Genomic DNA, 14,182 nt, shown 5'->3' with positions numbered 1-14,182 from the left:
TGTCTTCATTACTGTTGGTAGGGTTAATCGTTGAGAATAGTTAACTCGAACTTGTCCTTGGTATTCTGATCGTGAGATTACAGCGCTTATCCATTTTGCACCGATTGAAGGTGCATAAGGAAGATCTACAACGGCAGTGCTTTGTTGAGTAGAGTGAGATGATATAGGGTTCAATATACGACATGGGTTCAATGCTTCCTAGCAGAGTGTAATTTTTATCAAACCATTGCCATTGCGGTGAGGTTAATGGGCAATCTTGTTGTTGCTGTGGTGGTGATATTTGTATTTGATGAAGTGAATGTGTGTTTTCTAAATTAATCCAATTTACTGATCTATGTGAAGAAAGAATTACGGGATAGTTTTTTTTATTAATTCTTAATTGATATAAACCAGGCGTAGGGGCTGAGATCATATCTCCACCTTCTAATTCACTGTAGCTATTATCAAGAGAAGAAGAGTAACCTGAAAATAGTACTGTCCCTTGATTATCAGAGAATGAAATAAAGACTTTTTCTTGAGTATCATCTAATGATATTTTGAATTGGTAGCCTTGCTGCAATAAATTGCTCTTTTTTTGTATTGTTAAACGTATATGAGATTGTGCAGCCGTGCTTGGTGTTTCAGATAGTGTTTTACCGCAATGTGACTGAAGAAGTATTTGCTTTTTTATTTGCGACCAATAGCGCTCATCAAGGTTGTTTTGATTTAGCGCTAATTGCAGTTCTTGCCAAGCTAAGGGCGTATTCTTAGCCATTAAGGCTGAATAAGTAGCTTGTAACGGTGTATCTTGAAACCAATTATCTGCTAGTGCTTGCTGGGTATTAAGAGCAATCAAACAGCTTAAGATTATTTTATTCATGGTGAGCCTTAAGTAAGCGATAACCTACTCCTCTCAGTGTTTCAATATTTAACTCAGGCAATTTTTGTCTTAAATGTAAAATATGATTATCTACTGTACGGGTTGAGGGGAATGCTTGAAATCCCCATACTTGATTTAATAACTCATCACGATGAAAAACACGTCCTTGATGTTGTAACAATAATAGAAGTAATTGAAATTCTTTAGGTTTTAAATTTATAATATTAGTACTATTGCGAACGGTTCGTTGTGAAAGACAGATCTCTAAATGGTGATAATGTAATGTACTTTGACCTAAAGGGCGTAGGTGTGCATGGATACGCGCAATCAGCTCCTGATGTGAAAAAGGCTTAATCATATAATCTTTAGCCCCAGACATTAGTCCTTCAATACGTTGTTCAACATCAACCTTTGCAGTGAGGATAATGACAGGGAGCGCTTTTATCATTAACCATTCGGGGAGCCAAATAAGGCTATCTCCTTCGGGAAGTTGTCTATCAAGAATAACTAAATCAGATTGTATCCAGTGAGTATGAACTTGTTGTATATCGGTAAGCCAAGTGCATTCAATCCCTTCTTTTGATAAGACATCTTTCAGTCCTTCTCCTAATAAATAATCATCTTCAATAAGTAATACACGAGTCATAAAGGTAGCTCCAAAATACAACGGGTTGGGTGGCGATAATAGTAGTATTTACCTCCCATTTTTTTCATTAACTGGGCAACAACAGTTAAACCTATACCCATATTGTGGTGACTTTTAGGTTGGGCATTGCTTTTAAAAAAACGCTGAAATACGTTTGGGTACTCTCCTTCATCTCTTACTTCAATACGAAGTTGTGAAGCTACACTAACAGAAATGCGAGCGTTTCCTTTACCATGTTGTAGGGCATTTTTAATTAAGTTATCTAAACAAATCCCTAACCAATAATAAGGTAAAGTTAGTTCTTGATCATGATCTAACTGATAAGTCAGATGATGCTTTTCTAAACAATGATCTAGCCAGTCTGATAGATAAGCGGTTTGAGGTTGAAATTGTGCGTTTGGATCTACGCTTAAAAAGCCTTTACTGGTTTCTGCTAGTTGCGACAAACGTTGCTGATCTGCGAGTAATCGCCAAAATGATTCTTGCGTATCCTCGTTTAAAAAATCGAATTGTTGACGAAATTGCTCAACCGTTAAACCTAGACTAGTAATGGGGGTTCTTAATTCATGAGTGAGAAATTGTAAAATAAATTTTCTCTCTTGAGCCTCAATACGGCGTTGGCGAATGGCGATAAAAACCGAGCCTAAAAAAAGAATGGCAAGTGACATTATAATCCATTGATTACTATTACTAGCCGGTTGAATACATAAATTACTGTATTCAAAAGAACAGCTTTGCGTATTTTTTATTTTTGGTTCTATAGATATATTTAGCGCTTTCAGTAATGAACGCCAAGTTTCAGGGGTTATTGAAATAATACCAAATTGAGTATTTAACCAAAGTATTCCATTAGGCATTAAATAAGCCCTATATTGGGATAAAAGAGCATCTCTACCTTGAGTTGAAATTAAGGAAAAGGCAGCAAACAGAGGGTGCTCTGGTGTCGCTAGGGTTAATTGCATTGCATACTGTTTGATAAACGTTGCTTTTTCACTAGTAGATAAGGTTTTAAGATAGCGATCCGCATAAGTGCCACCGGCAGGGTGAAATAGTTTGCCATGAGAGAACCAAGCATGAGAAAGAGGTTCATGACGACACAAGGCTAATTCAAACTGACTTGCTTTATCTAAGTTCGAATCTAAGGTCACTGTATTTATTTGCCAGGCAGTAGGGACAGTGCAGTGCTGCTGTATGGTTTTTAATGCCGATAAATCATCCCATGAGTAACGTTCAAAATTAGGGTATTGATTTTTACTCAGTAATAGAGAAGTTGGATATTGGTTTAGTTCTTCTAGCGGGATTCTTTGTTCATAAGGCAAAGAGGTCGCTTGCTGTAAAAAAATTTTCCACTGTGTTGGGATATTAAGTGATTCATCAGCATACAGAGGCAATGAAGAAAGCAGAGAACCTCCTCCTAACATTATGAATAATATGTTTTGATATAATTGTTTTATCACGGTTTATCTCTCTGCTTTTTGCTGTTGATTATAAACCGAACCTAATCACTATTGTCACCTCTATGTAACCATTGGTACTACTTAGCGGACTTAAAATAATGATCCCAATTTTGACTTAATGATTCAAATTGAAACTCGCAAAACTCCTTTCTATCTTTCAAATAATCGTTTTCGACTTCATCCAGTAAATTACTTTGCTTTTCAGGATCACTACCATAAACAAGGCATAAGGTAGAAAAATAGCGCTGTAAATCAAAACTATGTTCATCAATATACTCTCCGAAATCGTAGTAATCAGGTCTATCCTCAGACTCAAATGCAAACATATCTGCCGCACTTATCGCAATATCATCACCATTATCTACATAATTTAATAATAATATGGTTGCAAAATTATCGACCGCATCTTCTTCTTTTCCTAAAACTGGAATATTGTGGTCGGCAATATAAGCATGCCCTGCTTCATGTAATAGCGTGTGCAGCAAGGTATCAATGGCTCCTAATTGTGGCGATTTATTAAAACGTTCTTGATATTTATTTTTAGAGAAATAGCTTAATGACTCTTGATAGAAAGAATAAGGGATCTGAATGGTATGAATTTCAGGATCGTATAGAGGACCTTCTTTGGTTCCATATTGGATGGTTAAAGCACTATTGAATGAAAAATAATGTTCAGAGAGTTGGCTAAGCGTATTGTTTATTTTACTTTCTTTAATGAACTTTTCTGTTACTGCGTCTTCGGGAGTGCTTGGTGGTAAATACTGAATGGATATGGGAGCCGCGTTAACATATATGCTTGTTAATAATAAGGTTGCAAGAGAAAGTGATTTAATTTGTGATTTCATATTTAATCCATTATACAAGTAGAAGATAATTCAATTATAGTAACGGAAAGGTTAAGGATCCAAAAATATGCTTCCTTGATCATGCTTCATACATGACACGATCACGGCCAGACTTTTTTGCTCTATACAATTGATTGTCGGCAATATCTATAAATGTAATAAGCTTCTTTTCAATATTTGGTATTGTTGTCGATACACCAAGACTAACCGTTATGTGATCATTACATTGTGAGTAAACATGAGGAATGCAACATTTACTGACGTTAAGACGTAAGTTCTCAGCATAAGTTACCGCACTATCAATATCGCAATTGGGTAACAAAACAATAAATTCCTCACCCCCGATACGAGCTAGCAAGGCGGAATCATGTTCTTGTTCAATAGATTTTAGTGCATCAGCTACTTTTTTTAAGGTTACATCACCGGAAATATGACCATAATTGTCGTTATATGGCTTGAAGTAGTCAATATCAATTAAAATAACAGAGAAAGACCGGTGTTCTTTAATGCATTGATACCATAGCGTCTGACTGTGAGAGTTAAAATAGGTTCTGTTTTTTAGCCCTGTTAATGCGTCGGTTTCAGACAGTAACTGGATCTTTTCATTCGCTTCTGAAAGCTGTTTTACCAACTCCTCATTTTTAATGCTTTCAGCTAACCATTGGTGCGATTGAATACTTAGCTTTCGGGCATAAAAGCCACTATAGATAATCCCAGTAGTAAAAAGGACACCTGCTTCAAAAGGTCGATTATCCCAAAAAATAAAATAGATAATGATGGGCATAAAAACAGACCAAAAGTAGGCATTGAAAGCTAACAGGTTATTAAGATGGTAGGTCACACCACCAAAAGCTAAACCGCAACAGATCAGAATTACCGATATATCAACATGGGTGTTGCCTTTCATCATTGCCAGAATCGTCCCACCAGACCAGACAAACCCAAGCATTGAAGAAGAGAGAGAATAAAAAATGCTGAGGCAAGATTGTTGAGTTATCGTTGTTAATTGCTTTTTCATTATTTGTAATTGCAGCAAGCGTAAAGCAATGACAGAGCAGAGAGTGATAAACCAATAAAAGGCGTTTAAAGAAGGATAAAAATAGGCTTGAGAGACAAAAAAGCAGGCAATGGCAATCAGAGAGTGGTTTAGTGCAATAAATGGAAAGGCATCAAGGCTTTTTTTTAATTTTGATTGAAATATATGCTGCTTTAGCTCTGATTTTTCCATTCTAAGGCCATTAATAGTGTAAATGCTCAACAAACTGTATCATATACTGATTAATGCCACCTAAAGAAATGTTAGCTCAATGTTAATTTAGTTTGGGTGTAGAAAAATAAGTCATATCTAAGTATTACTATTACAAATACGTAAAAGTAATATTCAATTTTAATATATTGTTACTGTATACAAAACAGATAAACTGTATTCATCAATTAGGGAGAAAAATAATGAAGAAAGCGTTTAATGTGTTTCGTCACATGGGGTGGATTGCAATCATCTGCTCTTTATTAAGTTCATTGCTACTGTTTGTGATGGGAGCCGTAAAAACCTATACCGCTTTTGCTGTGTTTTTATTTAATGAAGTGCCTCATGAAAGCTTGGCTCACATGGATACATCAGATATCGCGATTTCCTATTTAATAAAATCTCTTGATACCTTTTTAATCGCGTTTGTACTGTTTATTTTCTCACATGGTGTTTTTACTCTATTTATCTCAAATAAGAACCCTAAAGATACGTCAACATACGTACTAAAGTGGATTAAAACACCTAATATTGGTCATTTGAAAAATGTCTTGGCGGAAGTAATTATTGTTATTTTATTTGTGAAATTTTTAGAGGTCGTCTTAGTAAATATTAATAATTTATCTTGGGATATCATGGTATTACCAATATCAATTTTGCTATTAAGTTTAGGTCTGAAATTTTTAGGTCTTGGTCATGAAGAAGATACATCAGCTAAAGAGTAAGATCTGAGTTAGCTATGGGTAATAAAAGTAAATAGATAAAAGACCCTTGTTCATGATGAATTAAGGGTCTTTTGCATTATTAAACCATTTTAATAAAATAAGGAATAATAAGAGCGTTAGCGAGATCGATAAAAAAGGCACAAACCAAAGGCACTATAATAAAAGCTTGATGTGAATTACCATACTTCTGCGCTACTGCTGACATATTTGCCATCGCTGTTGGGGTTGAGCCCAGAGATATCCCTCCAAATCCTGCACAAACCACCGCTGCATCGTACGTTTTTCCCATAAGAGGGAAGACAACAAAGATGGCAATACATATCGCAATAAAGAACTGAGCAGCCAAAATGACAAAGATAGGGCCAGCTAAATCTATCAAAGCCCACAACTGCATACTCATTAGAGACATTGATAAAAACGCACCTAATGCCATATCTGCAATCAGAGCGACAGCTGGCTTACGAGCTGGCCAACGAGTACCCGTTAAGCGAGGGTAAGAGGCTGGTATTAAATTAGAAATTAAAATACCGGCAAATAAGCAACTCACGAACAAAGGAAGATCTAATCCAAGCCCAGACACCACTTCATTTAAGATTGCCCCTAATATAATACAGATATGGATAGCGAGCATAGCGTCTAAAAAGTCATAAGAGGTAATGCGGGTTTGTTTGGAGTCTTGTTGAATACCGACATCAACTTTCTCACCCTCATCAGCTTTTAAGTTGTGTTTATTAATTAAGTATTTTGCGATTGGCCCACCCATTAAACTGGCAAGAATAAGTCCAAAGGTTGCACTTGCTATACCTATCTCCATAGCTGTATTTAAATCGAACTGCTCTCCAATTTTTGGCGCCCATGCGATAGCGGTTCCATGCCCACCAATTAAAGAAACAGATCCACTTAATAAACCAAAAACAGCGGGTTGATCAAGCATCAAAGCAAACCCTATCCCTGTGAGGTTTTGAATAAACATGTACCCGATGGTGATGGTTAATAAAATAATGAGAGGTTTGCCACCTTTAAAGAGATCTTTCAGACTGGCGTTAATGCCAATAGTAGTGAAGAAGTAAACCAGTAGAAGATCTCGAGTAGCTAAATCAAAAGAGACATCAATCTGTGTTACGTAGTGGAGAATGGCGAAAAGAATAGAAACAAGAATACCGCCAGAGACAGGTTCTGGAATACTGAATTCTTTTAGCCAATAGCTCATCTGTGTTAATCGACGACCTAAGAAAAGAACAATTATCCCAAGTGTAATAGCAAGAAACGACTCGATGTGTAATACACCGTCAACGAAGTTCATAAATAATCCTTTAATATGAAAATATCGTAAAAACTCATCATAACTGGGTTTGATAACGGCTTTTTTTCTATAAGGTTATTTCGTGAACTGCTTCTTATTTTTATTTGTTAATTAATTGCTGTTTCATTGCATAGATCTGAAAATGAACAGCCAATAAAAAATGGTTTAATTACAATAATTAAAGAGATCTTCTTTTCAGAGAGTTGAAGGAATAAAGGAAATAGGGTAATGGTACTAACAGCCATCGGTTATTGAGCCTGAATAAACAGAGTTAGTGGAAGCGTTGTTAATGTAAAAGCTATAGCAGCCATCGGTTTCTAATAAGTAACCTTTTGGCCAAATATAGGCAACTCTATTTTCGCCAACAAAGCTCCCCGTTAAATCATAACCGGGAACGGGCACATAATTTGATTTTCCAGGATACATATTGCCTAAAATACAAAATTCAAGTTCTGCACAAGGAACTGTTTTCCAAAGTCTTGTCCAAGAGGTTGGGACTTCAATATCTAAAAGGGCACGCAATGTCCCCGCACTTGCTGTTGGTTGTCCTGCGGTTAATTGAATCGTATTACCTAAGTAATCAATACTTGAATCAGCATTGTCTATTTGAATTCGAGCGTTTGCTAAATCTAGCCCTGTTTTGATGGCCGCTCCAACACCTTGTATGAGGGATTGGTTAGCATTGCTTTTATAATTGATGAATTTAGGTAACGCAATAACAGCAAGAATCCCCAAAATCACGAGGGTGATGATTAACTCTAGTAACGTAAATCCTTTATTTTTCAAATATCGTTCCTTAACATCCATTTCTTGATGAGATATGTTCCACTCATAAAATAAATATAGGGTGTCAGGGGCAATTTGTTAATACTTTCATCATCATCATCATCATCATTATTTTTTATTTGTGAAACCAGTTTGTTGTTTCAACAAATAATGATCGGAAAATAAAATCACCAGCATCATTTACAAAAAAGAGCCACCTTCATTCGGGTGGCTCTTTTGTTTACTTTAAATTACAGCGAAAAATATTAACGAGTTAAATACGCGGTTAAGAAACGAGTAATATCAACCATATCAGAGACTTTAATAAACTCTTCAGTCGTATGCACTTTAGCCATACCAGTAGAAAGGTTAACCGTTGTTAGGCCTTTTTCATTAAATACGTTTGCATCTGAGCCACCACCTGTTGGTTTAGTGAATGGTTCGATGTTAATGCTTTCAAACGCTTCTTTAATGCTAGCTACGTGTGGGTTTTCGTCAGCAATTTTATATGCGTTATAAGCTCGTGTTGAGATAATCTCAATTTCAGCACCATGCTTATCAGCCGCTGCTTTAAATGTTGATTCCATGTGCTCAACTTGTTTAGCTAGCTTCACATCATCAAGAGAACGAGCTTCGCCTTCAATGTACAGCTCTGGCATAACGATGTTGGTTGCTTGGCCACCATGAACCACACCAATGTTGGCTGTTGTTTCTTCGTCAATACGCGCAAGTGTCATATTCATAATAGCATCAGCGGCAACTGTTAGGGCATTGATACCTTCTTCTGGCGCTAAACCTGCGTGTGCTGGACGGCCAGTAATGGTTACTTTTAGGTTTTGTTGGCCAGGAGCAGAAGTAATGATAGTTCCAATAGGACCGCCTGAATCTAACACGATAGCGTGATTAGATTGAATATAGCTCATATCAAAGTTTTTAGAGCCGTGTAAACCGCCTTCTTCATAGACAGTAAACGCTAACTCAATCGTTTTGTGGGCGTAGTTATTTTCTTTAATTACACGTACCGCTTCCATTACCGCAGAGATACCTGATTTATCATCGCCACCAAGAACAGTGTTGCCTTTAGAGCGGATCACGCCATCTTCAATGATAGGTTCAATGCCATTGCCCGGAGTAACCGTATCCATGTGAGAGCTAAATACAATGCTGCCCTCTAGTTCGCCTTCTAATTTTGCGTAAATATTAAAGCCATTTGATACGTGCTCAGGCACGGGTAATTTAGTAACGGTAAAGCCTAGTTCACCTAGTTGTTCTGCAAGTGCTTCTGCAATCGCTTTTTCATTTTTTGATTCACTGTCGATTTGAACAATATCTAGGAAGTGATTTACTAAACGTTCTTGATTCACTTGAGTCATGACTTTTCTTCTTTATTGCTAGGGAATAATAGGATTACTCTAACCAAAGAAAGCGCAGAAAAAGATGCACTGAATCAATAAATCGTCCGACTTATCTACCATATCCGTGCGCTATATCTTAATAACCAAAAGCTATAACACAGAATTAATAATTGATAATATTTTGCAACTTTTTCGATTCACATCACTCTGATAACTATATTAATAAGAAACCATAAAGAGGTTGATATGAAATCACGATTAAAAATTACAACAGTTGCTCTACTGTTTGCTTCATTTTTTGCTGCTATGACAAGTTTTTTTTCTACCGCTGAAGATATGACTCTGCCAATGAAAGGGGACTATGAGGTTGCCACACTTGCTGGAGGTTGTTTCTGGTGTACTGAATCTGATTTAGAAAAGTTAGACGGGGTGGTGGATGTTGTCTCAGGTTATGCCGGAGGCTCATTAGAAAACCCAACTTACAAACAGGTGTCTTCTGGAAAGTCTGGTCATATTGAAGTAATCCAAGTGACGTTTGATCCAAAAATTGTTAGCTATGAGCAAGTGCTTGATCAGCTATTTAGACATATGGACCCAACAGACAATAAAGGCTCATTTGTTGATAGAGGTCCACAGTATCGTCCCGCTATTTTCTTCCATAATGAAGATCAACAAGTGATTGCTCAAGAGTTTATGAATGCGATTGATACCGTGAAAGTCTATCCAAAACCATTAGCGACAGAGTTAATTGAGTTTAAAAAGTTTTGGTTAGCAGAAGATTACCATCAAGATTATTACAAACGTAATCCTATTCGTTATAAGTACTATCGTAATGCGTCAGGTCGTGACAAATACCTAGATTCTGTATTTGGAGACGATAGAGAAGATAACCCGAAAACATTACGTCAGTATATTGATGAACACAAAATGGCTCAAAATGTAAAGCAATACAGTAAACCGTCAGAATCAGAAATTAAGAAAATGCTGACGGATAAACAATACTATGTGACACAAAAAGAAGGAACAGAACGCCCGTTTGATAATGCGTACTGGGATAATAAAGCGGAAGGTATTTATGTTGATATCGTCAGTGGTGAGCCTTTGTTCTCATCAACAGATAAATACAAATCTGGTACAGGTTGGCCAAGTTTTACTAAACCAATCAATAAAGCGTACATAACCGAAGAAGATGATTTTGCATTATTCAGTAAACGTACCGAGATCCGCAGTAAATTTGCTGACTCCCATTTAGGGCATGTTTTTAGTGATGGACCTAAACCTACAGGGCTACGTTACTGTATGAACTCAGCTGCCATGCGCTTTGTTGCTAAAGCAGATTTAAAAAAAGAAGGTTATGGAGAGTATTTGTATCTGTTTAATCAATCGTCGTAATTAGATATGTGTTAACTTTATAGAGATAAAAACAAAGCCCTTATGATGAATGTCATGAGGGCTTTTTTAGTACGGTCCTGTTAACCGAAAATTAACCCACCATTGAGTATCATTCAGTATCAACGTAAATTGGGTAATGTCAGCGTTATGAACGTTAAGCCATATAAGAGTATCTAAGGATTAATTAAATGGGATTAAATAAATTGCAGCTTTTATTAGTTGAGGATGATATTGATTTAGCGACAGCTATTATTGACTATCTTGAACTTGAAGATATTCATTGTGATCATGCCGCGAACGGAGTTTCAGGTTTCTCTTTGATTCAAAATAATAAGTATGATGCGATAATTCTCGATCTTAACTTACCCAAAATGAGTGGATTAAAGGTGTGTGAAGCAATGCGTTCAGAAGGTATTGATACACCAGTGTTGATGTTGACAGCAAGAGACACACTAGAGGATAAACTTGCTGGATTTGCAAAAGGTGCGGATGATTATTTAATTAAGCCTTTTGCAATGGAAGAACTTATTGTTCGGACTCAAGTATTATCTCGTCGCCGTAGTGGACAAATAAATAAACTCATCGTAGCTGATTTAGAACTTAATGTGGATGAAAAAACGGTACAGAGAAAGACGATTTCACTCAAGGTGTCTCCAATCGAATTTAAAATTTTAGACGCCTTAATGCGAGCAAGTCCTAATCCGCTTTCTAGAGAGAAATTAATGCAGAGTGTTTGGGGGGATGATCAACCAGATAGTAATAGCCTCAAAGTGCATATGTTTAAGTTACGTAAAGTGGTTGATAGTGAATATGAAAATAAGTTAATTCATACCCTGGTGGGAAGAGGGTTTGTATTAAGAAGAGAGATCGATTAATGATGAAGATACGTCCAAGCCTCAGAATGTACTTTTTAATCTCAATGGTTCTTACGGGGGTGATAACTGTGATTGCGATGTCGATAGTGAGTGTTAATTTTTATGTTGCAGGTATCGATTTTTCTAAAAGTAATGCGATGGCAGTAAGTGCGTATAAAGAAAAAGTAGAAAGTGGTAAGGTTAATAAAATAAACGATTTTATCGTTACAACTCGTTGGCAAGATCTTCCAAACGAAATTCAAACTCATTTTAATCAGAATGAATTAGTCGAAAATGAATTACTAAAGCATATTGTTGGTATTCCGCTCTTTGGTCCGCCTACTGAAGGGTACTTTGTCATGATGATAAAAAGAAATGGTGAAACGCGTTATATTTCATCCATGTTCAATTCTGAACTTGATAAGGTACAGAAACCGATTTCTAATTCTAGCTTTTCGTATATTTTTATTATCGCACTCATCGCTATTGGTTTTTTTTCATTGGTGCCTTTTTTTATTTTACGATACGTAGCGACACCAATTGAAAAGCTGATTATATGGGCAAAACAATTAGACAGTGAAGAGTTGTCACAGCCTATACCTCATTTTCACTATTATGAGTTGGATAGTTTGGCTTTGATTATTCAATCCAGTTTACGATCTGTGCAAGAAAGCTTAGAGCGAGAAATGCGATTCTTAGGTTATGCGAGCCATGAGTTACGAACACCGATAGCTGTGACTCGTACGAATACTGAATTACTGCAAAAAATGGTCCAAAAAGGCGTAACTAGTGAGAAACAATTAATAGTATTAGACCGGATTGAACGAGCAAGTTTAACCATGACCGATCTCACTGAAACCTTATTGTGGCTTAATAGGCAACAAGGTAAACCACTGCCACTTAAAACAGTGAAAACTGGAGAGTTAAGTCAGCAATTAGCCAGCGATCTTAATTACCTTCTTACTGGTAAAGAAGTCGAAGTGATGATCAAGATTGATGATACGGAGCACGAGCTCCCAGAAGCCTTGTGTCGGATCATCATTACTAACCTTATTCGTAATGCATTCCAGCATACATTTGATGGTATTGTGCTCATTGAGCAATCGACTCACCACTTGTGTATTACTAATGAAAACAAAGCCGATGACACTGTTCAAGAAGATCTTGGTTTTGGGCTAGGATTGGAATTGACCGAGAGATTGATAAAACACCAACGTTGGAAATACAAGAATAATAAAACCGATAATGGTTACTATGTTAGCGTTGAATTTAATCACGTATCGCTCAAGCATAAGATCGTCCGATAAGTCATAATGAGAGTGCCACTAGCATAACGTTATATCAAGATAATGACGTTATGCTAGTGGCGTTTTGGGTACCATGTTTATGAAATTTCTAAGGAATCGTCAGTAAATTTGCAGACTCATTTAAGACGTCAAATTGGTCACCCCCCCCGATATCGCTACTACACTTCACCTTGCATATTAAATGTTTAAAGAGATAGGCATTTTCTTACTTTAAATGGTAAGTGCTTACTAATTATCTAATGAGTTAACCCCTTCATTTTTTTACTTTCTTTAACTGTATTTGGGTGCAGTGAGCAAGCAGAATTTAACACCAGACCCACTCAAAGCATTCATGTTGACACCCTCACTCTTGAGACTTCTACGTTAAGATTAACCACGGAGCTACCCGGTCGTATTACTGCTTTTAAAAAAGCGGAAGTTCGTCCTCAAATAACGGGTATTATTCAAAGTCGTTTATATCAAGAAGGGGGTTATGTTGAGGCGGGAGATGTTCTTTTTCAAATTGATCCTACGACATATCAATCAACGGTTAATAGTGCTGAAGCTCAATTCAATAAAGCGTTATCAAGTCAACAAATCGCTCAAAAAGAAGTGAAGCGTTATGCGAATTTATTAAAGAAAAAGCTGACGAGCCAACAACTCTATGATGAAGCTGATTCTACTTATTTACAGGCAAAAGCAGAAGTAGCGATTCGCCAAGCAGAGTTAGATTATGCAAATATTGAACTCTCTTATACGCAAATTAAAGCGCCGATTTCAGGTCATGCTGGTTTTTCTCTGGTTTCTGAAGGGTCTTTATTAACGGCAGGGCAAGCAGATTATATTACTACGATTATTCAAACGGATAATGTCTACGTAGACATGAAACAATCGTCAGTCTCACTGTATAAACTGCAACAAGAGTTTCGAACAATGATTAATCAAAGACCTATCGTTCCTGTTTCCATTACCCTAGAAGATGGCACAACTTATAGCGAGCAAGGCCAATTAGAATTTTCAGATACTCAAGTTGAAGGATCTACTGGTACGGTAACGTTACGTGCCATTATTCCAAATCCTGATAATGCATTGTTAGCTGGGATGTATGTGCGTGCTCATATTTCTATGCCAGAAGCGCGTGACTATCTTGTTATTCCTCAATCATCGGTTGTTAGAAGTCAATCGGGTATTCCTTCTGTTTATATTGTGAATCAAGATAATATTATCGTAAAAAAAACAATCGTGTTAAGTCATGAAGTTGGCAATGGTTGGGTTGTAAAAGAAGGACTTGAAGCGGGAGATAAAGTGGTGCTTAACAACCTAATGAAAGTGAAAAATAGTTTATCCGTCATTATTGATAGTGATAAAAGCTCTAATCAACAAAGCCACACAGAAGACAGCATTAAATCCAATAGCAGTGTACCTAACTCACTAGAGCAGGATTAATTC

Annotated in this window: 13 protein-coding genes; 5 read left to right on the top strand and 8 right to left on the bottom strand. The window is 36.7% G+C overall.

What is annotated here, in order from left to right; genetic code table 11:
• Window positions 1-40: 40 nt before the first annotated feature.
• The 5 genes from ACU5DF_RS05350 to ACU5DF_RS05330 all read right to left on the bottom strand — a co-directional run bounded on the left by ACU5DF_RS05350 (window position 41) and on the right by ACU5DF_RS05330 (window position 5,035).
• Window positions 41-859: a DUF2861 family protein gene (locus ACU5DF_RS05350; RefSeq protein WP_446712088.1), complete on the bottom strand. Its 819-nt coding sequence runs from the start codon at window positions 857-859 to the stop codon at window positions 41-43.
• The gene (locus ACU5DF_RS05345) at window positions 852-1,505 is read right to left on the bottom strand and encodes a response regulator transcription factor (RefSeq protein ID WP_045103378.1); all 654 of its coding nucleotides are present in this window, start codon (window positions 1,503-1,505) and stop codon (window positions 852-854) included. Before ACU5DF_RS05345 ends, ACU5DF_RS05350 begins: the two co-directional genes overlap by 8 nt.
• Window positions 1,502-2,962: an ATP-binding protein gene (locus tag ACU5DF_RS05340; RefSeq protein ID WP_446712087.1), complete on the bottom strand. Its 1,461-nt coding sequence runs from the start codon at window positions 2,960-2,962 to the stop codon at window positions 1,502-1,504. The genes ACU5DF_RS05345 and ACU5DF_RS05340 overlap by 4 nt, the downstream gene beginning before the upstream one ends.
• A 77-nt stretch (window positions 2,963-3,039) precedes the next feature.
• Window positions 3,040-3,807 (bottom strand): DUF4344 domain-containing metallopeptidase, encoded by a 768-nt coding sequence (locus ACU5DF_RS05335; RefSeq protein ID WP_446712086.1) that lies wholly within the window; start codon window positions 3,805-3,807, stop codon window positions 3,040-3,042.
• A gap of 79 nt (window positions 3,808-3,886) precedes the next feature.
• On the bottom strand, window positions 3,887-5,035 hold the full coding sequence (locus tag ACU5DF_RS05330; protein WP_446712085.1) for a GGDEF domain-containing protein: 1,149 nt from the start codon (window positions 5,033-5,035) through the stop codon (window positions 3,887-3,889).
• Between the two features lie 221 nt (window positions 5,036-5,256).
• On the opposite strand from ACU5DF_RS05330, the gene ACU5DF_RS05325 reads away from it, so the two are divergent.
• A complete protein-coding gene (locus ACU5DF_RS05325; RefSeq protein ID WP_045103380.1) occupies window positions 5,257-5,778 on the top strand; it encodes a YqhA family protein in 522 nt (173 codons plus the stop codon).
• Window positions 5,779-5,857: 79 nt separating this feature from the next.
• On the opposite strand, the gene gltS is transcribed toward ACU5DF_RS05325, so the two are convergent.
• The 3 genes from gltS to ACU5DF_RS05310 all read right to left on the bottom strand — a co-directional run bounded on the left by gltS (window position 5,858) and on the right by ACU5DF_RS05310 (window position 9,219).
• Window positions 5,858-7,081 carry a sodium/glutamate symporter gene (gene gltS, locus ACU5DF_RS05320; RefSeq protein ID WP_446712084.1) on the bottom strand — a complete coding sequence of 408 codons (1,224 nt, stop codon included), beginning with the start codon at window positions 7,079-7,081 and terminating at the stop codon, window positions 5,858-5,860.
• Between the two features lie 234 nt (window positions 7,082-7,315).
• Window positions 7,316-7,867: a prepilin-type N-terminal cleavage/methylation domain-containing protein gene (locus tag ACU5DF_RS05315; RefSeq protein ID WP_446712083.1), complete on the bottom strand. Its 552-nt coding sequence runs from the start codon at window positions 7,865-7,867 to the stop codon at window positions 7,316-7,318.
• Between the two features lie 245 nt (window positions 7,868-8,112).
• Complete coding sequence (locus ACU5DF_RS05310; protein ID WP_446712082.1) at window positions 8,113-9,219, bottom strand: M20/M25/M40 family metallo-hydrolase; 1,107 nt, start codon at window positions 9,217-9,219, stop codon at window positions 8,113-8,115.
• 228 nt (window positions 9,220-9,447) lie between these two features.
• On the opposite strand from ACU5DF_RS05310, the gene msrB reads away from it, so the two are divergent.
• The 4 genes from msrB to ACU5DF_RS05290 all read left to right on the top strand — a co-directional run bounded on the left by msrB (window position 9,448) and on the right by ACU5DF_RS05290 (window position 14,179).
• Window positions 9,448-10,593: a peptide-methionine (R)-S-oxide reductase MsrB gene (gene msrB / locus ACU5DF_RS05305; RefSeq protein WP_446712081.1), complete on the top strand. Its 1,146-nt coding sequence runs from the start codon at window positions 9,448-9,450 to the stop codon at window positions 10,591-10,593.
• 188 nt (window positions 10,594-10,781) lie between these two features.
• On the top strand, window positions 10,782-11,468 hold the full coding sequence (locus ACU5DF_RS05300; protein ID WP_446712080.1) for a response regulator transcription factor: 687 nt from the start codon (window positions 10,782-10,784) through the stop codon (window positions 11,466-11,468).
• Window positions 11,469-11,470: 2 nt separating this feature from the next.
• Entirely contained in the window at window positions 11,471-12,754 is a 1,284-nt protein-coding gene (locus ACU5DF_RS05295; protein ID WP_446712481.1) for a sensor histidine kinase, read from the top strand.
• 255 nt (window positions 12,755-13,009) lie between these two features.
• Window positions 13,010-14,179: an efflux RND transporter periplasmic adaptor subunit gene (locus ACU5DF_RS05290; RefSeq protein WP_446712480.1), complete on the top strand. Its 1,170-nt coding sequence runs from the start codon at window positions 13,010-13,012 to the stop codon at window positions 14,177-14,179.
• Window positions 14,180-14,182: the final 3 nt, after the last annotated feature.

It is taken from the genome of Aliivibrio wodanis (assembly GCF_052920805.1).
The sequence above is the reverse complement of the archived record's forward strand: the minus strand, read 5'-3'. Positions and strand labels throughout refer to the sequence as shown.

Excerpts from the sequence above, each read along its gene's own strand:
- ACU5DF_RS05350 (WP_446712088.1), bottom strand. The coding sequence starts at position 859 with ATGAATAAAATAATCTTAAGCTGTTTGATTGCTCTTAATACCCAGCAA.
- ACU5DF_RS05345 (WP_045103378.1), bottom strand. The coding sequence starts at position 1,505 with ATGACTCGTGTATTACTTATTGAAGATGATTATTTATTAGGAGAAGGA.
- ACU5DF_RS05335 (WP_446712086.1), bottom strand. The coding sequence starts at position 3,807 with ATGAAATCACAAATTAAATCACTTTCTCTTGCAACCTTATTATTAACA.
- ACU5DF_RS05330 (WP_446712085.1), bottom strand. The coding sequence starts at position 5,035 with ATGGAAAAATCAGAGCTAAAGCAGCATATATTTCAATCAAAATTAAAA.
- ACU5DF_RS05325 (WP_045103380.1), top strand. The coding sequence starts at position 5,257 with ATGAAGAAAGCGTTTAATGTGTTTCGTCACATGGGGTGGATTGCAATC.
- gltS (WP_446712084.1), bottom strand. The coding sequence starts at position 7,081 with ATGAACTTCGTTGACGGTGTATTACACATCGAGTCGTTTCTTGCTATT.
- ACU5DF_RS05310 (WP_446712082.1), bottom strand. The coding sequence starts at position 9,219 with ATGACTCAAGTGAATCAAGAACGTTTAGTAAATCACTTCCTAGATATT.
- msrB (WP_446712081.1), top strand. The coding sequence starts at position 9,448 with ATGAAATCACGATTAAAAATTACAACAGTTGCTCTACTGTTTGCTTCA.
- ACU5DF_RS05300 (WP_446712080.1), top strand. The coding sequence starts at position 10,782 with ATGGGATTAAATAAATTGCAGCTTTTATTAGTTGAGGATGATATTGAT.
- ACU5DF_RS05295 (WP_446712481.1), top strand. The coding sequence starts at position 11,471 with ATGAAGATACGTCCAAGCCTCAGAATGTACTTTTTAATCTCAATGGTT.